This is a genomic window from Paenibacillus enshidis, assembly GCF_042136365.1.
Taxonomy (GTDB): Bacteria; Bacillota; Bacilli; order Paenibacillales; family Paenibacillaceae; genus Paenibacillus; species Paenibacillus enshidis.
Window position 1 is genome coordinate 16,933 of sequence record NZ_JBHHMI010000039.1, and the last position, 19,185, is coordinate 36,117.

21 protein-coding genes, 1 rRNA gene and 2 pseudogenes are annotated in these 19,185 nt (G+C 45.8%); 10 read left to right on the top strand and 14 right to left on the bottom strand.

The annotated features are described in order from the left end of the window. Positions 1-26 precede the first annotated feature (26 nt). The 3 genes from ACE41H_RS23685 to ACE41H_RS23695 all read left to right on the top strand — a co-directional run bounded on the left by ACE41H_RS23685 (position 27) and on the right by ACE41H_RS23695 (position 1,084). Positions 27-155: a DUF4023 family protein gene (locus ACE41H_RS23685; protein WP_375358029.1), complete on the top strand. Its 129-nt coding sequence runs from the start codon at positions 27-29 to the stop codon at positions 153-155. Positions 156-354: 199 nt separating this feature from the next. After that, a complete protein-coding gene (locus ACE41H_RS23690) occupies positions 355-603 on the top strand; it encodes a hypothetical protein (RefSeq protein WP_375358030.1) in 249 nt (82 codons plus the stop codon). Positions 604-607: 4 nt separating this feature from the next. After that, complete coding sequence (locus ACE41H_RS23695) at positions 608-1,084, top strand: PIN domain-containing protein (RefSeq protein WP_375358031.1); 477 nt, start codon at positions 608-610, stop codon at positions 1,082-1,084. 161 nt (positions 1,085-1,245) lie between these two features. Here the strand turns inward: ACE41H_RS23695 and ACE41H_RS23700 are convergent, their stop codons facing one another. Further along, complete coding sequence (locus ACE41H_RS23700) at positions 1,246-1,383, bottom strand: hypothetical protein (RefSeq protein ID WP_375358032.1); 138 nt, start codon at positions 1,381-1,383, stop codon at positions 1,246-1,248. 103 nt (positions 1,384-1,486) lie between these two features. Then, positions 1,487-3,625 (bottom strand): DNA topoisomerase III, encoded by a 2,139-nt coding sequence (locus ACE41H_RS23705; protein ID WP_375358033.1) that lies wholly within the window; start codon positions 3,623-3,625, stop codon positions 1,487-1,489. Positions 3,626-3,881: 256 nt separating this feature from the next. Here ACE41H_RS23705 and ACE41H_RS23710 point away from each other — a divergent pair, with 256 nt between their 5' ends. Continuing rightward, positions 3,882-5,474 carry an amidase family protein gene (locus ACE41H_RS23710; RefSeq protein ID WP_375358034.1) on the top strand — a complete coding sequence of 531 codons (1,593 nt, stop codon included), beginning with the start codon at positions 3,882-3,884 and terminating at the stop codon, positions 5,472-5,474. A gap of 76 nt (positions 5,475-5,550) precedes the next feature. On the opposite strand, the gene ACE41H_RS23715 is transcribed toward ACE41H_RS23710, so the two are convergent. From ACE41H_RS23715 to ACE41H_RS23725, 3 genes are all read right to left on the bottom strand, one after another. Next, on the bottom strand, positions 5,551-6,546 hold the full coding sequence (locus ACE41H_RS23715; protein WP_375358035.1) for a ketoacyl-ACP synthase III: 996 nt from the start codon (positions 6,544-6,546) through the stop codon (positions 5,551-5,553). A gap of 283 nt (positions 6,547-6,829) precedes the next feature. Further along, positions 6,830-7,807 carry an aldo/keto reductase gene (locus ACE41H_RS23720; protein ID WP_375358036.1) on the bottom strand — a complete coding sequence of 326 codons (978 nt, stop codon included), beginning with the start codon at positions 7,805-7,807 and terminating at the stop codon, positions 6,830-6,832. Between the two features lie 355 nt (positions 7,808-8,162). Continuing rightward, the gene (locus ACE41H_RS23725; protein ID WP_375358037.1) at positions 8,163-9,209 is read right to left on the bottom strand and encodes an MFS transporter; all 1,047 of its coding nucleotides are present in this window, start codon (positions 9,207-9,209) and stop codon (positions 8,163-8,165) included. A gap of 384 nt (positions 9,210-9,593) precedes the next feature. Between ACE41H_RS23725 and ACE41H_RS23730 the strand changes: the two genes are divergently transcribed. Continuing rightward, on the top strand, positions 9,594-9,875 hold the full coding sequence (locus ACE41H_RS23730; protein WP_375358038.1) for a hypothetical protein: 282 nt from the start codon (positions 9,594-9,596) through the stop codon (positions 9,873-9,875). A gap of 140 nt (positions 9,876-10,015) precedes the next feature. Continuing rightward, positions 10,016-10,297 (top strand): hypothetical protein, encoded by a 282-nt coding sequence (locus ACE41H_RS23735; protein WP_375358039.1) that lies wholly within the window; start codon positions 10,016-10,018, stop codon positions 10,295-10,297. A 123-nt stretch (positions 10,298-10,420) separates the two neighbouring features. Here the strand turns inward: ACE41H_RS23735 and ACE41H_RS23740 are convergent, their stop codons facing one another. The 3 genes from ACE41H_RS23740 to ACE41H_RS23750 form a co-directional block, all read right to left on the bottom strand. After that, positions 10,421-10,759: a GNAT family N-acetyltransferase gene (locus ACE41H_RS23740; RefSeq protein ID WP_375358040.1), complete on the bottom strand. Its 339-nt coding sequence runs from the start codon at positions 10,757-10,759 to the stop codon at positions 10,421-10,423. Positions 10,760-10,770: 11 nt separating this feature from the next. Further along, positions 10,771-10,995, bottom strand: a complete 225-nt coding sequence (locus ACE41H_RS23745; protein WP_375358041.1) for a hypothetical protein — start codon at positions 10,993-10,995, stop codon at positions 10,771-10,773. Positions 10,996-11,243: 248 nt separating this feature from the next. Continuing rightward, a complete protein-coding gene (locus tag ACE41H_RS23750; RefSeq protein ID WP_019686344.1) occupies positions 11,244-11,447 on the bottom strand; it encodes a helix-turn-helix domain-containing protein in 204 nt (67 codons plus the stop codon). Positions 11,448-11,618: 171 nt separating this feature from the next. Between ACE41H_RS23750 and ACE41H_RS23755 the strand changes: the two genes are divergently transcribed. Both ACE41H_RS23755 and ACE41H_RS25335 read left to right on the top strand, forming a co-directional pair. Beyond that, on the top strand, positions 11,619-11,906 hold the full coding sequence (locus tag ACE41H_RS23755) for a hypothetical protein (RefSeq protein ID WP_375358042.1): 288 nt from the start codon (positions 11,619-11,621) through the stop codon (positions 11,904-11,906). 27 nt (positions 11,907-11,933) lie between these two features. Continuing rightward, a pseudogene (locus tag ACE41H_RS25335) lies at positions 11,934-12,105 on the top strand (IS4 family transposase); the annotation flags it as partial. A gap of 218 nt (positions 12,106-12,323) precedes the next feature. On the opposite strand, the gene ACE41H_RS23760 reads toward ACE41H_RS25335, so the two are convergent. The 5 genes and pseudogenes from ACE41H_RS23760 to ACE41H_RS23780 form a co-directional block, all read right to left on the bottom strand. Further along, positions 12,324-12,848, bottom strand: coding sequence for a hypothetical protein (locus tag ACE41H_RS23760; RefSeq protein WP_375358043.1), 525 nt, complete (start codon positions 12,846-12,848; stop codon positions 12,324-12,326). A 181-nt stretch (positions 12,849-13,029) separates the two neighbouring features. Further along, on the bottom strand, positions 13,030-13,923 hold the full coding sequence (locus tag ACE41H_RS23765) for a tyrosine-type recombinase/integrase (protein WP_375358044.1): 894 nt from the start codon (positions 13,921-13,923) through the stop codon (positions 13,030-13,032). A 925-nt stretch (positions 13,924-14,848) separates the two neighbouring features. Next, on the bottom strand, positions 14,849-15,745 hold the full coding sequence (locus ACE41H_RS23770; protein WP_375358045.1) for an SDR family oxidoreductase: 897 nt from the start codon (positions 15,743-15,745) through the stop codon (positions 14,849-14,851). Between the two features lie 294 nt (positions 15,746-16,039). Then, entirely contained in the window at positions 16,040-16,399 is a 360-nt protein-coding gene (locus ACE41H_RS23775) for a helix-turn-helix domain-containing protein (RefSeq protein WP_375358050.1), read from the bottom strand. 27 nt (positions 16,400-16,426) lie between these two features. Then, a pseudogene (locus tag ACE41H_RS23780) lies at positions 16,427-16,771 on the bottom strand (AraC family transcriptional regulator); the annotation flags it as partial. A gap of 225 nt (positions 16,772-16,996) precedes the next feature. Between ACE41H_RS23780 and ACE41H_RS23785 the strand changes: the two are divergent. Beyond that, complete coding sequence (locus ACE41H_RS23785; RefSeq protein WP_375358051.1) at positions 16,997-17,896, top strand: LysR substrate-binding domain-containing protein; 900 nt, start codon at positions 16,997-16,999, stop codon at positions 17,894-17,896. A gap of 213 nt (positions 17,897-18,109) precedes the next feature. Next, positions 18,110-18,970: a hypothetical protein gene (locus ACE41H_RS23790; RefSeq protein WP_375358046.1), complete on the top strand. Its 861-nt coding sequence runs from the start codon at positions 18,110-18,112 to the stop codon at positions 18,968-18,970. Between the two features lie 141 nt (positions 18,971-19,111). Here the strand turns inward: ACE41H_RS23790 and rrf are convergent. Continuing rightward, positions 19,112-19,185, bottom strand: a 5S ribosomal RNA gene (gene rrf, locus ACE41H_RS25340); the annotation flags it as partial.

The window sequence follows — 19,185 nt, forward strand, 5'->3', positions numbered from 1 at the left end:
TTACTCAATTGAAGGAGGATTATTGTATGGACAACACACATGATTATGTAGAAAAACTGCACGAAAACCAGAAGAAGCAGGCGCATAACCGCAAAAAAGGACACGGTACACCGAGCGAAAAGCTGCCGACCAAGCAGCACTCGAAAAATCCGTGAACGCCGCAACCTTCATCTATTTTATCCAGTGATTAGGCCGGAGAGGCGGTTAAACCCGCCTTCTTCCCCACATACAAACGAAGTTGAGGTACTTACTCTATCCTCCTTCTGGACACAGAGGGTTAACAAAAAACGCCGTTCATATTTCTATAAATTAGTTTATAATAAATTATATTTCGAATATATGGGGGTGCTTGTTATGAACGCTAAAGAAGCAGCTGAGATTGCAGCGCGTAATTTTAGTGATTTATTTGCTGACTATGGGCAGTATTCAGATCTAAGATTAGAAGAAGTTGAAAAGAACGATGATGAGTGGCTAATCACTTTAGGGTATTTGGATAAAGCTCAGGAAGGATTCTCTTTAGGGCTTAATAAGAGAAGATACAAAGTCTTTACGATCAAGAGCACCGGAGAAGTCACATCCGTTAAAATTCGCCCAATGGATTAACAAAATGAATTCATATATCAAGCATTTAATTGCTGAGTATAAAAATAAAGATATCATAGTTGATACCAATCTTCTCATACTGTTGCTCGTGGGCAGGTACAATATTGACTTTATAAACAAATTTAAAAGGACACAAGCCTTTTCCAAAGATGACTACTATCTTCTCGAAAAGTTAATTAGCAATTTCCCTGGAATCCTAACTTTACCCAATATACTTACGGAAGTGAGCAATTTAACAGATGGTATTTCCGAAAACTACATTATTAATTTTGTAAAGGAAATCGAAAGGTTTAATGAAACATCGATTCCAAGCTCAGAAATTTCTAAAGAACAGATATTTTTAAAACTAGGCTTGACCGATTCTGGAATTTCAATACTTGCAAAAAGTAACCATCTTGTAGTAACCGCAGATCTTCCATTAGCAAATTTTCTTGAAACGTCAAAATTACCAGTGATTAATTTCAACCATATACGTTTTTAGTTGTAGATTACTTAGCCTTTGTGCCCCAATTTGAACTGAATTTCTTCGAAAAAAAAGGGCCTCAATCTCCACTATACAGTGGAATTTGAGGTCCTTTCGGCTGTAAATTGAGATGTTCCCATGTCATACGAACGCTTTTGGGACAGCCCCTTCATACAAAGTTAAGACTCCCGTTTGGGAATGCCGTTCAGACTGGGAGGACGATGAGCCGCCTTTTTCGGATGTACCGTGGTGCTCTCCTCCATGATGCTGGATTTATTTTGCTGCTCCTTGATCGTTAACGATTTACGGTGTGGCACAGTAATCACCCCCTGGCTCTTACCATGCCAATTTCTTTTTGACTTTATACCATACTTTTTGAACACTCACCATCAGGGACTCTGGAACGTCCGGCTGATGCGGTTATTTCTCTTCCTTCTCGGCCAGCGCCGCTTTCAGCAGCTCTCCGAGATTGGAGCCGAGAGATTCCTGCTTCGCATACTGTTTGACCAGCTTCTGCTGTTCGTGTTTATTGACTCTGGTCTTATCTTTATCCAGCACCTCGGTAAGCCCGCAAGGAAGGCATTGGACGTAAAGTCCGGCCTTGCCCTCCTTCAGCTCCATTTTCTTATGGCATTGCGGGCAGCGGCGGTTGGAAAGGCGCTTTTCGCCGGAACGACGGTAACCGCAATCCTCGCTCGGACATACGAGAAACTTGCCCTTCTTGCCTTTCTTCTCCAGCAGCTTGCTTCCGCAGTCCGGGCAATGGCTGTTCGTGACATTATGCGGCTTGTATTCCGCCGCACTGTTCTTGACCGTGCTTACCAGCTCACGAGTCATGTCTCTAATTCCGTTCAGGAAAGTATCCGGACTGCCCTGGCCGCGGGCGATCCGCTCCAGCTCCGCTTCCCAGCGGGCCGTAAGTTCCGGCGTGCGAAGCTGCGGTGCGGCCAACTCAATCAACTGTCTGCCCTTGCCTGTCGGATGCAGCAGGTTGCCCTGCCGCTCAATCGTGTCGGAGCTGACCAGCTTCTCGATAATATCCGCCCGCGTGGCCGGCGTGCCTAACCCGTGCTTCTCCATTTGCGACAGCAGGGCGGCTTCCGTATACCGTTTTGGCGGCGTGGTGCGGCCTGGCTTCACGATGCAGCGGACAAGCTTGACCTTCTCCCCCTGCTTCAGGTCAGGCAGCATGACATTCTGCTCCTTTTCCCGGCTGTCCTCATCTTCGTCTTCATCAGAGTCATCCATAATCTCGCCGTCATACACCACACGCCAGCCGCTATCCTTCATGACAGTGCCTTTGACATAAAACATTTCACCCGCAGCCTCCACCGTAACCGCGACCGCATCATATTTGGCCGGCCCGTAGAAAAGGCTGATAAAACGCCGGACGATCAGATCATACAGCTTGCGCTCCTCCGCGCTGAGCTTGTTCAGAAAAACCGTTTCTTCCGTGGGAATAATAGCATGGTGGTCCGTCACCTTGCTGTCATCAACAAAACGCTTCGTCACCTTGAGCTGTGTCCGCAGCAGCGGACGGGCAGCGGCCGCATATGGACCTACGGCAACGCTGTTCAGGCGCTCTTTTAAAGTTCCCGTAATATCCGAGGACAGATAGCGGCTGTCCGTACGCGGATACGTAACAAGCTTATGCTGTTCATATAGACGCTGCAGCACATTCGACGTCTGCTTGGCCGAGAATCCATAGCGGCGGTTCGCGTCCCGCTGCAGCTCGGTCAGGTCATAGGGAAGCGGATGCGGCTCGGCTTTCTCCGTCTTTTTCACCTGCGTGACCGTTCCAGTGCCACCTTCCAGCTTGCGCTTCAGCTGCTCCGTTTCCTGCCTGTCAAAAATGCGGGCATCCCCGTTGCTTGCCCGGCGTGTGGCCTGAAACGTGCCGAAATCTCCGGTGATCGTATCGTATTCCTGCGAGCGGAAGCCCGTAATTTCCTTTTCGCGCTCCATAATCATGCCAAGTGTTGGTGTCTGCACCCGCCCTGCGGACAATTGCGCATTAAATTTACAGGTCAGGGCACGGGTCACATTCAGACCGACCATCCAATCCGCTTCGGCACGGCAGCGGGCGGATTCATACAGCCGATCAAACTGTTTGCCAGGCAGCAGCTTCGCAAAGCCTTCCTTGATCGCCTTGTCCGTCTGCGACGAAATCCACAGTCTGCGGAAGGGCTTCTTCCAATGCGCCATTTGCATAATCCAGCGGGCCAGCAGTTCCCCTTCTCTCGCCGCGTCGGTGGCAATAATAAGCTCCCCGATATCCTGCCGCTTCATCAGCTGCTGTACGACTCTGAATTGGTGATTCGTTTCGCGCAGCACCTTCAGCTTGGTTGTGTTTGGCAAAATCGGCAGCTCTTCCAGCTTCCAGGTTGCGTATTTATCATCATAATCCTCCGGCTCTGCAAGGCCCACAAGATGGCCAAGCGCCCAGGTTACTACATATTGAGGTCCTTCAAAGTAGCTTTTATGCTTCTCACGGCTGCCCATTACACGGGCAATTTCGCGTGCTACGGACGGCTTTTCAGCTAGTACCAATACTTTCATAACGATCCCCTTTCTGAGGATTCCATTATACCATTACCTTCGTATTTTCCGCACACCTTCTAAATGTAATATTTCCTATCACAAACGAAAAATCTATCAAATTGCCAAAATGAATGAAATACATAGAATTGTCTTGAAAACAGGCTGTTTATTAACCAAAATCGTCATCTATCAATTTGTCAACTTTCCTATCATTAAATTATGATTTTTCTAGGTTTATACATAACACGATGAATACAAAGGAGCGTGAACCCGTATGCGAAGACAGCGGCTATTTCTCAAAAGTGGAAGTTTTGTATTGCTCGCCGGAATGCTGGTTGCAGGCTTTCTTGGCTGGTCAAGCCCTGCTGCTGCTGCCGCAGCAGCGGAAGGACAAAGCGTCTCGGCTTCCTCCAAAGCCTTTACTTTGGAGGAAGCAACAATTGCGGAGATGCAGCGGGCGATGGAGGAAGGAAATCTTACATCAAAAAGGCTTGTGCAGATGTATCTTGACCGCATTAAAGCCTATGACGATAAGGGCATAAAGCTAAACGCGGTGCTTACCCTTAATCCGGATGCTCTCAAGATTGCTGAGCAGCTGGACCGGGAACGGCAGGAAAAAGGGCCACGCTCCCCTCTGCACGGCATTCCTGTCCTGGTCAAAGACAACTTTGACACGTCAGATATGCCTACCACGGCAGGATGCTTATGCCTTAAAGACTCCGTTCCTGCCGAGGACGCCGATCAAATAGCCAAGCTGAAAGAGGCCGGAGCGATTATTTTAGGCAAAACCAACCTGCATGAATTTGCGTTCGGCATTACCACCTCCAGCTCCCTCGGTGGACAGACCCTGAATCCGTATGATCCCGCCCGTTATCCAGGCGGTTCCAGCGGAGGCACCGGGGCAGCCATTGCCGCAAACTTTGCAGCCGCCGGGCTGGGTACCGATACAGGCGGCTCCATCCGGATTCCGTCCACCTTCAACAGTCTTGTCGGTATCCGTCCGACCATTGGTCTGACAAGCCGGGACGGCATTATACCGCTGGCTCTAACGCAGGATGTCGGCGGGCCGATGGCGCGAACCGTTTCAGACGCCGCCCTCCTGCTTGACGCTACGGCTGGTTATGATCCGGACGATGTTGCCACTGCCTACAGTATCGGGGAAACTCCTGCAAGCTATACGGATTTTCTTCAAGCTGACGGTTTGAAAGGAGCACGCATCGGGGTAGCCGTAGAGCTGTTCGGCAGCAAGCCTGAAGAACTGGCGGTTACGGAGGTAGTCTACAAAGCTGTTGATGAGCTGAAGGCGCTTGGAGCTGAGGCCGTTCCCATTCAAATTCCCAATTTGTCCGAAATCATGAGCTATCCGAGCCTGAGCAGCTACGAATTCAAATTTCAGTTGAATGATTATCTGCACGAGCTGGGTCCATCCGCCCCCTACGACAGCCTGACCGCCATCATTGAATCCGGACAATTTGATAAGGCTCAGGAGGATTCCATGAAAGCACGCGATGCCCGTGAATCCCTTGATACCGAGGAGTACAAGGATATTGTGCTAAAACGTACCAAGCTGACGCGGGAAGCTCTCCTTCAGGTGATGGCCGACAATCAGTTGGATGCCATTGTGTATCCTTCCACCACACAGACCGCAGCTGTCATCGGAGAAGAGCAAAACGCAGGCGGCAACAACAGGCTAAGTCCTTTTTCAGGCTTCCCTGCCATAACAGTGCCTGCCGGATTTACTTCCGATGGACTGCCTGTAGGCATTGAATTTTTGGGCCGAGCCTTTGACGAAGAGACATTAATAAAGCTGGCCTACAGCTACGAGCAGGGAACACACCATCGCAAAGCTCCGACGCTTGCCCCCTGATCCATTCACTTTTACAAAATGAGCAAACCCCCGGTACTTCATCTCTTGAAGTACCGGGGGTTTAATAAGGCTATATTCATTGTAAGTCAGGAGCTCCCCATGTCAGCAGCAAGCCTGCATAGGTCAGCCCGCCGCCAAAGCCGTACAGTATGACCCGATCCCCTTGTTTAAGCTTCCCTTCCTTAATGCCTGTCTGTAACGCCAGGGGAATGGATGCAGCCGAGGTATTGCCGTTGTACTCCACACTCGTCAATACTTTTTCCATAGGTATGGCCGCTTTTTCCGCAATGGACTCAATCATGCGCAGGTTCGCGCTATGGGGAACGAACCAGTCCAGTTGTTCCGGTTGGATGCCTCCCTGCTCCAAAAGCCGTTCCACGCCTGACGGTACGTTCCGCACTGCCCATTTGTACACTTCCCTTCCGTTCTGTACAAGATGGCCGCTGTCGCTAAGCTCGGTGTCATTCATTTTTTTGGACAAGGCAGTTTGGTACAGATGAATGCCGCCTGCCCCGTCCGTGCCGATGTCTGAAGCGATAAAGTCCGGATTCTGCTCATCATGCTCCACCAGCACCGCTCCCGCTCCGTCGCCAAACAGGACACAGGTCGTCCGGTCAGTGTAGTCCGTTATTTTGGACAGCGTTTCGGCGCCTACGACAAGTATTTTCCGATGAAGACCCGCCGTAATCAGCCCATTGGCCAAATGAAGACCATATGCGAATCCTGCGCAGGCCGCTCCCAGATCAATGGAACCCGTTTGGGCAATTCCAAAGGCATCTTGTATGCGTGAAGCGACATTCGGGAAATGATAGTCAGGTGTGCTGGTGGCGACCATGATCATGTCTACATCCTGCACTTGAACATTGTAGGCTTCCATCAGGTTGTGAACCGCACGGATGGACAAATCGGAAACAAACTGATCGGGGGCAGCAATCCGGCGTTCTCTCATGCCCGTGCGCTGCACGATCCATTCGTCACTGGTATCCACCAGCTTCTCCAGATCCGCATTACTCATTACTTTATCAGGTACATAAGTTCCAATGGCCGTAATTCGTGCTTTTGATTGCAGCATAATTTTTTCTCCTCTCTTAATGAAGGATCTGAATGTCCATGAGTTCAGTTCAGCAAGTACTTTGTTATTATAACACCTGGTATTAGTACCTGATACTATTTTTTTAAAAAAAATCTGCTATGAGACGCGAAATTTCCTGTTCTATATTGGCGTAAAGCTGATTTAGCTACGATGTAGTTTGCCGTGAAATGACAAAAAAAGACCGCTCCGAAGCCAAATGCAGACTTCCGGAGCGGCTCTGTTATATAAATGAATTGCTTGATATCCAGCCTTGTGCCTCGTGTCAGGATTGCTGAAAGTTCGGGTAACGCTCTCCAGCCGCAACGCCTTGCGGCGAGATGCGCTCGATCTCCGCCAGCTCCTCCGCGGAAAGCGTCACTTCCAGTGCGCCCAGATTTTCCTGAACCCGATCCAAACGCTTTGTACCGGGAATTGGAACGATCTGCTCACCCTGCGCTAGCAGCCAAGCCAGAGCAAGCTGAGACGGTTTGCAGCCTTTGCTGGCGGCAAACTTTTCGATCAGGGCCACTACCTCCAGGTTTTTGCTGAAGTTCTCACCCTGGAAGCGGGGGAAGAAGCGGCGATAATCATCTTCAGGCAGATCGTCGAAGGTCCGGATTTGTCCTGTCAGGAAACCGCGGCCCAGCGGGCTATATGGAACAAAACCGATGCCCAGTTCATGAAGAACAGGCAGCACCTCGTCCTCGACTTCGCGGCTCCACAGTGAATATTCCGTTTCCACCGCAGTTAGCGGATGAACCGCATGCGCACGGCGAATCTGGTCAGGCGAAGCCTCCGACAGACCGATATAACGTATTTTGCCTTCCTGAACGAGCTCCGCCACAGCGCCTACCGTTTCCTCGATGGGTGTATTCGGATCAATGCGGTGCTGATAATACAGATCGATATAATCGACACCAAGATTAAGAAGGCTGGCGTCCACCGATTTTTTCACATAAGCAGGGTGTCCATGCGCTTTCATGTCCACTCCAGTAATGCCGAATTTGGTCGCAATCACAGCTTGGTCCCGGCGTCCTTTCAAAGCCCGGCCAACCGTCCGCTCGTTGCCGCCGAATTTTCCTTCCATGAATTTTTCACCGTAAATATCCGCCGTATCAAACATTGTGACACCCAGATCCAACGCCCCATGAATGGTATATACCGACTCTTCGTTGTCCGGCATCATCATCGTGCCCAGACCCAAGGCTGACACCTCAAGCCCTTGACTGCCCAGTTTTCGCTTCGGTAATCTATTTTCCATCGGCTAGTCCCCTCTTTTCCGCAGATTCGAATATGACTTGTGTCAAGCATGATCTTATTCTAAACCGTAGTATTGAGAGCAGCCACAGTATGCTTTTACTAGTAATGGCGCTAACAGGCTGCGCCTGAATGATGAATTTTTTTAGAGCACAAACCAAAACTAAACCACTGTCATGTTCAACTGCGGTGTATCAGTTCATATTAAAGAGACCTCTTTCCCAACTTGATCTTTTTCATCGAAAACAGTAAAAGAACGGGAACCATCGCAATGCTTCCACAAAGAATCCAGGATATTTGAATGGGTGTCTGGTCCGAACTTAAATCTGTAAAGCTGCGGCTGATGATCCCTGTAACGATTAGACCTGCCACATCCCCAGTTGGGAAATGGCTGAATCCAGTGACAATAGAGTAGCACGATATTCATTGGATATCCGTTTGTTGAGAAAGATTTGCTTTGCTGTCGGATACATTCCTCTGCCGATCTCATAAACTAAAAAAGTAACCAGCACCGGATAAAAGGAGTTTAAAGCTCCTGCCAAAACAAGCCATATGCCGATCATCGAGCAGGACAGCATTAAAACAACCATATCATTATATTTATTGTATAATTTCCGGACTAGGTAGCTCCCGAACGTCATGCAGAGTGAATACGCCGCTTTAATGATTCCCATCACCCACACCCCTTGTTCGGATAAAGCGACCAGGCGCGGCTGTTGAAAAGTATTGCCCGCTGAATTAGAGAAGCTGATGAATAAACCAACGATAAATACAATCCAAATCACTTTATGGTTCAAACCGATCCGTACACTTTCACGTATGATCGCTGAAAGACTGTTAACAGTGTGAGGATGATCCCCTGTATTATTTTCAGTCATAAAACGGGTACACAATAAAATGGCTGCTATATTAGAAATTATGCTGGCTATCCAAGGAAAAGAATAATTATAAGCTGCGAGAAAGGCTCCTAATACACCGCAAAAGATACCAGAGATATACTGCATGCTATTGGCTGTCGTAAATAGCTTTTCAATAGGACAGTCGCTGTTTTCAACACCCCATGACTCTAGGGCTCCTGATTGCAGACAAGTGGCCAGCCCCCCGAATATCTGTGCTAACATGAGTAACCAGAGCTCATTCGCCTGCATGAAAATAACACTGTAAATTAAATAACAAATGAGTCCCAATAGAACTGAAGCTTTCCTCCCATACTTGTCGGCGATGGCCCCCGTAGGCACTTCCGATAGAAAAACACTTAGAAAAAATATAGCCAGGAGATAGTTCGCGTTTTCCAAGGACAACCCTTTCGACAACAAAAAAAGTATCAAGGTTGTGCCTGTTATTTCACTCATGAAAAATTGAAGGAAGCTGACAGAATAGAAGAGCTGATGTGGCTTTAAAGACAATGGGTTCCCCTGCTCTCCAGCAAAAATTCATACATATACACCTGAATATTGGCCATCTTTTTTACGCTGGAAGTAAGTATATACATTTTAGAAACAAATGCATGTGATCAACTTCATTAAAATTATGGGTACAAACATTACTTTTCTAAGTTAGTATCATTTTAGTACCATTCCACTGCACCATTAAACACTGCTTCCAGGGCAATATGCATGCACTATGAAAATGAACCATAGTCCATGTTAGTATTTTCCTTTTTGTACTAATATAACTTGTATGCCAACTTTAATTCGGAAAAGGTGATTGTGATCAAACTTTCTTATAGTGGTTTATTTTTAATGCTTTTAGTGATCTTAACTGCTGCTTTGTTAGGAGGATGCCAGAGGATGAGTGAAACAGAAAAAGAAGCCTTATTCGCAGAAGCCGAATCACATGCTATTCCTTATTTTAAGGAAAACTTTGATCTTGAGGTTGTAATTACCAGTAGGAAGTTGCTCCCTACAATGGCGTTTTCCCAAGTTGCAATGGATGGATATGTAAAGAATCATGAAGAACAAACCTTCGGGATTTCCTATGACTATAAGGATAAAGTAGTCGAGGATTTCATAATGAGCCCGGAGATTGTGGAGGCTATTCGAGCTAAAGGCTATGACCCTTATGCAAAATGATTTTTCAAGGAGTTTTCGCTTACTCATAACTTGCCCATTTTTATCAGAAGAAGGTGATTGCGATCAAACATTTTTATAACAGGTTATTTTTAATACTTTTAGTGATCATAGCTGCTGCTCTGTTAGGAGGTTGCCAAAGAATGAGTGAAACCGATAGACAAGCCTTATTTAACGAAGCTGATCCCGTTGCAGTCGATTATTTTAAAGAGAAGTTTGAAATAGAGATTGTTATTACAGATCATAAATTATTACCGACGATGGCTGTTTCGGAAGTTTCTGTAATAGGGCATGTTAAGGATCATCAAGATCAGTATTTCAATTTGTCTTATGACTACAAAAAGAAGGCCGTAACGGGGTTCTCGATGAGTCAGGAATTTGAACAGGCACTCATAAAAAAGGGATATGACCCTTACATGAATTAAGGTAAGCTGTTTTTACAATCAGGAAGGACAGGGAATGGGCTAAAGATTGATATGGAAACATACAAGGAAAATGTCCAGATTAGAAGACTCTATTCAAATTCATCTGCTGTTAATTGACGTCCCTTAATTATTCAATTCCCGAAATGACTGGTGATGGAAAGAAGTGATCTGCTTAAACAGTGCCTGCCCATCTTTAGCGGCAGTTTGACTTGTATCCTTGATCAGTGGCAAATACATCGCCTGATACGTTTCCGGTATCCATTTGTAGGTATGGACATAATCGGTCATCCGAAAACCGCATTTTTGCCAAAACCGTTTACGAAGATCGTTCTCTGGCAGTCGCTCGCTTTCCACTTCAATGATCAGCTCTTGCAGTTGATGCTCCGATGCAGCCCAGGAAGCTAGTGCTTTTACCAGCCATTCCCCCAAGCCCTGGCCTCTATATTCCTCTTTCACCGCCAAATAATCAACAATCAGCGCTTACCATTCTCAGCCTTGCCTGTAATGGCCATAGCTGCCACCGCAGACTGATCCACTACGACATGCAAAAAGCTGAGCTTCCGGTCGAACATCTGCTTGATAATCCCGTCCGGCTTGCGGCCATGCTCAAAAGATTGATGATAAATCCGCCTTGCCTCCGGCCACCATTTTTCATCCAGCCTGTCCAAGGTAATCAGCTTCAATTGTTCTTCTTCCATGATCGTTTGTACTCCTTCTTGCTGTTTTAAAGATCTTATTCCCGAACGACAATCCACTCCTTGCAGTGTCGGATTCATGAAATGCCACAACCGAGGGGCTGAAGAGCAGATGCTTCTCTCCTATTTAGTTTTACAAATTCCGTCTTAATAAGCAAATTCGCAAGCTTTTGCTGGCCTTCTTCAAAATATAATTATCAACAGATGATCCAATTCCTCGCATAAAGAGCACTCTTCCTTGGAATAATCCATCATTGCTCTGCTATGTGTTCCAACAAATCCCCAGGCTGACAACCTAAAGCTGTACATAATTTATCAATTACTTCTAATGATACGTATTCGTTCGTATTGAGCTTCGCCATTGTAGCTGATGAAATTCCCGTCATTTTAAGCAAATCCTGTTTCTTGATTTCCCTGTCGATCAATAATTTTTGAAAAGGCTTGTAACTAATCATATGATATCCCTTCCACACATGTTGTAAACTTTTCTTTAATTATATGAAAATATATTTCCTCTATCAAAAACATCTTTAATTTCTATTGACATGACATTTCGATATGTTAAAATTATATTCAATAAATTAAACTTTTATTCGTAAAATCAAACCATTGGAAGGTGTTCAATTATGCATAATTCCTTAGAAGTTTTACTTGATTCACTAATTCGTATCCGAATTGAATCTTTATATGGTGAGCTTAACAAAAACAACACCAGTTACAATCTGTTTTCTTCCGAACGTAATCTATACCTCAAGCAATTGCATGAAATACTACCAGAGGATTTACGTAAAACACTATTCCTTTATGATGATGCAGATCTTTCCCTCCAAGCTATTTTAGAACGCGAGATCTATTTGCAAGGTTTTAAAGACGCCCTTCATCTACATAGAGAATTAAATGTCTCTTTAGTTTGAGAGCCTTCTGGCTCTTTATTTATCTTCTTTAATGCATTGTTTTATTTGCTGTGCGATGAAGTAGGTACGTTAGACTGGACGATCGCTGTACAACAACTACTTGATCTTGTCAACAAAAATCGCCATGAAATCAGGCAAAAAGCTGTCGGTTTTGATTCAGCGTCAACTCTAGCAGTGGATCTCCGTTTTACCCAGTTAAATCAGGGCATATTTGCTGATCTCATGCTGCGAAAGTGTAGTCATTAATTCCTCTCAAAATTTCGTTGTTCTCAGCCTTAAAAGACCCGTCGGGGTCTGGTCGCGATGCGGTTAATTGATGCGAGTGTGTTCGCTGAATCCTGCTAATTACTTCTTGCGGCTACAGACCAAGGCTCAGAAGGAGCCTCGTCTTGAATATTATGTTATCTGTTGTTGCTATTACTTAGAATCTATATCCAATTTATCAACCTGTTGTTTATTTTCTATTGATAGCTTTCCTATGTGTTCATTAATAATACTTTGTCCTTCAATTGAATTAAGAAATTCTCTGATTTCATTCCCCACTACCCTTCTACTATTCGATGAAATGCGTCCTGCTCTTTCAGCTTTAAACCCAATTAGTGTTATTGCTATGCCTAAACTAATTAATGTGAATGCATCACTAAAAGTATTAACTTCTTTGACAGAAAGATTGATCTTTATATTAGGTAAAACGATTATAGCCATCACCGTACACCCAATAAATATAGGACGTAAGCTGAATAGAACTTTATTTAACCATACTCCTTTTTTTACCATTTTACCTTCAATAAAAAATTCCAAAAAGTCATATAGTATAAGAAAGAATGCTGCAATGGAGATGTATAACAACCATTTCCCAGTAACATTTATAAAAGGAGTTAGTCTTAGAACTGATAAAATAATAAAACCTACTCCAACTACCTTAGTGAAAATTGTGGTCAAGATATGTTCCTCCTGTTACATCTTTTTAGTCTTCGGTAATTGCAGATAACGTTTTGTATCTATGTGCCCGAAGGGGTGGCTTCACACCTAGTCTTGCAGGGTTGTCTGCCTGAGTCCTCTTCCTTGAAACACTTCGGGCAAGGGACGAGAGTCCCGGGGCATAGATAGCTTTAATATTATGTTAGGTGATGTTGTCATCGTCCCCGAACATAATTTCCAAAATAACTTTTTGTTTGTTCATTATCTCATCTGGTGTTACAAACACATGTTTCATAATGGTAGTCACAGATTCCATAGTCAATTCACTAACAGTTAAAATATCATTACTTCTTTTTAATGCTTCTCTTATAAATGTATTGGAAAAGTCAGTTGGTGTATAAACCTCCCCAGTAATCCTATTGCTTAAAATTTTCAATTTCTCACTTACGTAATTTTCATCTATATCAAATATTTTTATAAAAGGATCAGGAATATTGATAGAGTCAAAATACCTCTGAATAATTGCAATAAGTTTTTTACTAAGTGGTATACGACGCGTAGTTTCTCCAAGCTCAAAAAAAACAAATTTATTATCCCTACTAATCTGATACCGAGTTAAATTAGCAATATATTTCCTACTAAGCCCTGTGTACAGAAAAAAACCTATCAAAAGTCTATCCTCAATTGCATTAGTATCATTACTAACATACTTATTAAGTTTCTCAATAGAACTGGAATCTATATATTTCGTTTCTTTAGTAACAATTTCAGGTTTACGAACACCCTTCATGACATCAGTAGGTATTTTATCAGTATTATAAGAGAATTTAAAAAAGCCGAAAAAAGCATTATAGCAATTCAGTTTTTGTGCACTGGAATACCTCAAACTCTCTATGTAAGTGTTAATATCATGAAAATTAATAGTATTTAAAGGTCTTGTTGAGTTATGATCAAGCGACATATAATCTACAAAAAACTTATTTATCCGACTCTTATAGAAGGTTTTTGATGCATCGTTTGGGATAGTTTCCAGATAGTTTGTTAAGATTTCCTTAACTTCATTGTAATACTGATACATAGTTTTAATCTCCTTCATGACAATTTCACCTAACTTAATAATTCACGAAATGCTGACACAACACTCTGTCCGTCATATTTACGAACTTCGTAAACCTTTTCGCTTTATTTCCACGCTATCTGTACTTCCATTTTCAAGCCAATCAATCCGATCCATAGGACTTTGAATCTGCCCGATATGCCGCCGACTCAGATGTGTATATCGCTCTGTCCCCCACTCTCTGATGTCCCAAAAGTCGATCCCATTCACAGCAGTGAGTTGTAAAGGAATGTCTCAGCGAATGAATTCTCACATGTTTGCTAATACTGCTGCAACCAAGGCTTTTTCAAACAACTTTTGGTGCTGAAAGTTCCGTCAGATTACAACATACAGTTCTTTTCGCCTTCAGATTCCATTCGTCCTGTTTCGCAGAAGAGGGAACCATCTCAATCTGTATACCTCATTGGTCTAGCCTCGCCCGGATGTAAGGCATCTCTTTATTCAAGTGCTCGTCACACTCGAAATCGTAGTTCCGATAGCTTCAGTAAACTTTCTACTGTTTTGATGCTTGACGGAAATTCCAGTTTTTTTTATCTGGAACCTATCGCCTACCGGGTAATATTCCCACTTCCTTAGTATATCAGTCGTTCAAAAAATAGGAAATACCATCTCATGAAAAAAAGGGCCTTAAGATGGAATTTCATCTCATGGCTCTATTTCTTTCGACTCATATGTTAGTTCATCATTTAACTCTAGTTCTTATTATTATAATAAATCCCTTTACTTGTCCTGCTCCCTGCTTAGCAACAACTTTATCTTCACAAAACTATGCCCCGGCACCGTTCAGCAGGTAACCTTTTGAAGTCTCTCAGTTGAGCTTCCTTATGGTTTAAAGAAAGACAGAACGAGGATACCTCGTCTGCCCTTTCAACGATCCAACCTATCTATCTACAAACACAAACCATCAACTGGTAAAATACACCTCCCTGTCGATATCCGGAATGAGTGCTGGCTGAACAGGACGCCATCCGAGGCGTTCCTGGGTCAGGGCGCTTGAGGTCGGATTATCAATCGAGACAAAGTGCGCCAGCCAACCGAAGTGATCGTCGGCCTCCTCAGGAGATTTGCTGACGACAGGCACATTAAGGCGGCGGCCGATTACGGCGGCGATGTCGCGAAGCGGCACACCCTCATCGCCAATCGCATGCAGTCTGGAACCAGCAGGTGCAGATTCAAGCGCCAGCCGATAGAGACGCGCGGCATCGAGCCTGTGCACAGCAGCCCAACGGTTAGCTCCAGCGCCTACATAAGCGGAGACACCCGTTCTGCGGGCGATAGCGATCAAAACCGGTACAAATGCCCGATCGCCATCACCATGTACCGATTCCGGAAGACGCACCACCGATGCGCGAACTCCTCGCGAAGCCATAGCTAAAGCCCTCTCTTCCGATGCGATGCGGGTCGCTGAGGCCGAATTGGGGTCGGGTGTGTCATTTTCCGTTCCAAGACGGCCGGGTGTAAGGAGAGCATTTACCGAAGTGACTACGAATGGTCGATCAGAACCAGCTAATGCCTCCCCGAGCACCTCGACAACTTCACTATCCTTCTTGCACGCACCGGCGTAATCCGAGAAATCATGAATGAAAGCCGCATGGATCACGCCATCCGCAGCGGCCGCTCCGCTGCGCAGACTGTCGAGATCGTCAAGAGATCCGTGATGCACTGCTGCCCCAGCTGCGGTGAGCGTTGCTGCTGCCGCTTCCGAGCGGGCGAGGCCTACCACCTCATGCCCCGCTCCGATCAGTTCCCGCACGATGGCGGACCCGATAAAGCCAGTAGCCCCTGTAACAAAAACACGCATAATGAATTCCTCCTACACAATAAGTAGTAAAGCTATACATATATTTTAGACCGAGCTTCACCAGGATGTTTGCCAGTTCCACGCTGCTTCTTGCCTGATCCGCCGGAAAACAGCATAACCTTAGACCAACATAAATAGCTCTGAACTACTCATGTCCAAAACAACTGATCCCTCGGGTTTTGAAAAAAAGAAAGCCCGCAAGCCATATGGCTGCGGGTACAGGAGGAATCGTAGCGAATACACATCGACAAGTCAAACGAAGCGGTTTAATGCTGACTTTTATCCAGTGGTTGATCAATCCAGCATTTGTGCTAGTTGACGCCATCTGGCGATATCTTTGCTTGGCGGACTGCCAAAAAAGCGGCTGTAATCGCGGCTAAATTGGGAGGTACTCACATATCCCACCAGTCGGCATGCCGTGGTTGCATCCATTGAAGCGGATAACATCAAACGCCGTGCTTCATGAAGACGTAGAGCTTTTTGGTACTGCAGCGGGCTCATCGAAGTGACTGACTTAAAATGCTCGTTAAACGAGGACACACTCAAGTGCACCAAATCAGCCAAGTCTGCGACCTTCATCTGCTGGACAAAGTTGTTGCGGAGCCAGGCAATCGCCTTTGCAACCCGCTGTACGCCCGAATCGGCAAAACCCATTTCAGCGGCATGAACGCCTATAGGACTTCGCAGGACACGTATCAATATTTCATCCACCACGAGCGGAGCTACCAACTCGATGTCGCCAGGATCGGATAAACACTCCACCAGCCTGCTCACCGCACTTATAACGCTCAGCTCAGCGTTCGTGACATAACCCGCGCTCCGCTGATGAATGGGAGGCAGTCCGTGAGGATACACTTTCAGGACCAACTCGACGATCCTTTGCGGGTTAAGATCCAGCCTGGCACCGAGAACCGGTTCGGAAGGACTGGCAAGCGTGGTCTGGGCAGCAACCGGGAGGGCAACAGGGACAATAAACATCTGCCCACCGCCGAAGGAATAGACCTCCTTCCCCACCGTAACAGCCTTTTCTCCTTGTGCAGCTCCTCATCGTTTCCTACACAGCTCCTTGTTTCAATTGCGAAAAGTATACAAACAATTGCGGCAAGCGTCAAACTGCTCTCATCCATCCCTTAGCGTTTCTATTAAACACATAATTAACTTTTTATTTGAATTCCGTTGATGCTCATAGATTAATTCTATATAAAGAACCTATATAGAAACAACAAAGGGAGCGACGGATACGTGAATCTTATGAAACTGCAAATTGTCGAATTGATCGACCGCCATCACCACATGACCAGCGTTGCCGAAATACTCGGCATCAAGCAACCTACGGTTACATTTCATATGAAGTCGCTGGAGCAGGAGATGCAGGTCAAACTGTTCGAATCCCGAAACGGCAAAACATTTCTTACCGAAGCCGGACAAGCCTTACTCCATTATGCCGTCAAAATGAACGCTCTTGCCAAAGAGTCAAAACGCGTTGTCAGGGAGTATGACAGCCTGTACCGTGGCACGCTGCATATCGGCGCAAGTTATGTGCCTGCGACTTACCTGCTTCCTCCTATTTTGCAAACTTTTTCGCGGGAATTCCCGGGCATCCGGATCTCCTTGTCCGTTAAACCTTCGCCGGTGATCCAGGATATGCTTAGCCGCCATCAGATTGATCTGGGCATCGTCTCGTCAGAGCCTTTCACCGGGCAGAACCTGGCGTCCGAATCCTTGTGCTCCGATGATCTGGTCCTTGTATGTGCCGCCGGACATCCGCTGACAAAATCGGAATCGCCGGAACCCGAGCAGATTGCCCGCACGCCTTTTGCCCTTCATGGACCAGAATCAAGCACGCGGAAGGTAACAGACCAATGGGTTAACCAGCACAGCCTTCGTTTGCGCAGTACGGTGGAACTGGATTCTTTGGAAGCGATCAAACAACTGGTCTTATTAGGAGATCATATTTCGTTTATGTCACGAATGGCCGCTTGGCGGGAAAAAGAGCAAGGATGGCTGCATTTCCTCCCCATTCCAGGGCTTCAGGCATCCCGGTATATTTACAGCGTACATAATGCCGACCGTTTGCCTTCTGTGCAGATCAGCCGTTTTCAGGAGGTGCTGCGGGAGGCAAGCTCCCTCCTTGGGCAAAACACGCCGTAGATGAAGAAGCCAATCCAAGTGGAGTACCGAATCATTAAGCGTGGAAGATACAAGCTGCTACGGCGGAGTTACAGAGAGTGCTACGAAAAATTAAAGCATGCCATTCAAAAATTCTATGTGAATTTGATGCAATTCCCCCTCCCTATTAATAGTTCCCGTTTACTTCTCATTTAAAGTGGAATTATATTCAATAACCCAAAGGGAGTGGTGGACTTGAACAAATGGAAACAGATGACGATGGCAGCGGTGCTGAGCTTCACGGCGTTGGGAAGTGTTTTTGCTGGAACCGGGACACATTCCGTATATGCTGCCGCAAATGCCGTGCCTTCCTACGAAGTGAAATTCATCGTCAAACCCGAAGCTGTATTAACTTCTAATGGACAAGTTCAGGAAGACGTGATTGAGAAGCTGGGGCTCAACTCATCCCCGCAAGCAATCGGCGTAGCATATTACGATACCGATCAGCTCGAATTAAACGAACAAGGCTGGGATGTACGATTCCGCAAAAAAGAGGACAAAAATAATTATGAGTTAACCTACAAAAAGCGGTATCCGATCATCAACGGTGATATCGACGCCGCCCTCAGCCTGGCTAATAAGGAAGAATTTGATGCCTCGGACGACAATTACGAGGCCGAGATTGATTGGGGTTATGGCAAGCAGACACTTAGCTTCTCCAACACCAAAAAGGTAAGCACCAATACTGCAGGCACACAGCTGCCTTCTGAACAGGAATCGCTGGATCTGCTGCTGGACAAGCTGCCAGGCAAGCTCGAGAAATGGTCTTCCAAAGGTTGGGGTGAGGAGAAGCTGTCCCAATCCCGAGTTTATGGTCCACTGACCTTTTATCGATACGAGGGGAATTGGGAAGGGCAGGAGCTGACTTTGGAGGTATGGCCAATCCGAAATAGTAAAGGCACGGGAACTGAAAACCTGATTGAGGTTTCCTTTAAAACGGATGATCAAGAAATCGCTACCCAACTTCGTTCCGAGCTAATGAACACGCTGGATGAAAACGGTTGGCTGCTTCCCGTAGACGGCTTGAAAACACAGCTGATTTTGGAAAGATACTAATGACAAACAAAGCCCATCATTGATCTCGATGATGGGCTTTTTCTCAGGCTAACAGTCTCTAAGTAACGAATTCAAGCAATGAAAAGTAGACGAAAACAAGGCCGTTATCGAATTATCGATAACGGCCTTGTTTGATTGTTTGCCTGGCAACGTCCTACTCTCCCAGGACCCTTCGGTCCAAGTACCATCGGCGCTGGAGGGCTTAACGGTCGTGT

Bases quoted from the DNA above. Each gene is read 5' to 3' on its own strand.
- ACE41H_RS23685 (WP_375358029.1), top strand. From the start codon at position 27: ATGGACAACACACATGATTATGTAGAAAAACTGCACGAAAACCAGAAG.
- ACE41H_RS23690 (WP_375358030.1), top strand. From the start codon at position 355: ATGAACGCTAAAGAAGCAGCTGAGATTGCAGCGCGTAATTTTAGTGAT.
- ACE41H_RS23695 (WP_375358031.1), top strand. From the start codon at position 608: ATGAATTCATATATCAAGCATTTAATTGCTGAGTATAAAAATAAAGAT.
- ACE41H_RS23705 (WP_375358033.1), bottom strand. From the start codon at position 3,625: ATGAAAGTATTGGTACTAGCTGAAAAGCCGTCCGTAGCACGCGAAATT.
- ACE41H_RS23710 (WP_375358034.1), top strand. From the start codon at position 3,882: ATGCGAAGACAGCGGCTATTTCTCAAAAGTGGAAGTTTTGTATTGCTC.
- ACE41H_RS23715 (WP_375358035.1), bottom strand. From the start codon at position 6,546: ATGCTGCAATCAAAAGCACGAATTACGGCCATTGGAACTTATGTACCT.
- ACE41H_RS23720 (WP_375358036.1), bottom strand. From the start codon at position 7,807: ATGGAAAATAGATTACCGAAGCGAAAACTGGGCAGTCAAGGGCTTGAG.
- ACE41H_RS23730 (WP_375358038.1), top strand. From the start codon at position 9,594: ATGAGTGAAACAGAAAAAGAAGCCTTATTCGCAGAAGCCGAATCACAT.
- ACE41H_RS23735 (WP_375358039.1), top strand. From the start codon at position 10,016: ATGAGTGAAACCGATAGACAAGCCTTATTTAACGAAGCTGATCCCGTT.
- ACE41H_RS23745 (WP_375358041.1), bottom strand. From the start codon at position 10,995: ATGGAAGAAGAACAATTGAAGCTGATTACCTTGGACAGGCTGGATGAA.
- ACE41H_RS23750 (WP_019686344.1), bottom strand. From the start codon at position 11,447: ATGATTAGTTACAAGCCTTTTCAAAAATTATTGATCGACAGGGAAATC.
- ACE41H_RS23755 (WP_375358042.1), top strand. From the start codon at position 11,619: ATGCATAATTCCTTAGAAGTTTTACTTGATTCACTAATTCGTATCCGA.
- ACE41H_RS23765 (WP_375358044.1), bottom strand. From the start codon at position 13,923: ATGAAGGAGATTAAAACTATGTATCAGTATTACAATGAAGTTAAGGAA.
- ACE41H_RS23770 (WP_375358045.1), bottom strand. From the start codon at position 15,745: ATGCGTGTTTTTGTTACAGGGGCTACTGGCTTTATCGGGTCCGCCATC.
- ACE41H_RS23775 (WP_375358050.1), bottom strand. From the start codon at position 16,399: ATGGGTTTTGCCGATTCGGGCGTACAGCGGGTTGCAAAGGCGATTGCC.
- ACE41H_RS23785 (WP_375358051.1), top strand. From the start codon at position 16,997: ATGAAACTGCAAATTGTCGAATTGATCGACCGCCATCACCACATGACC.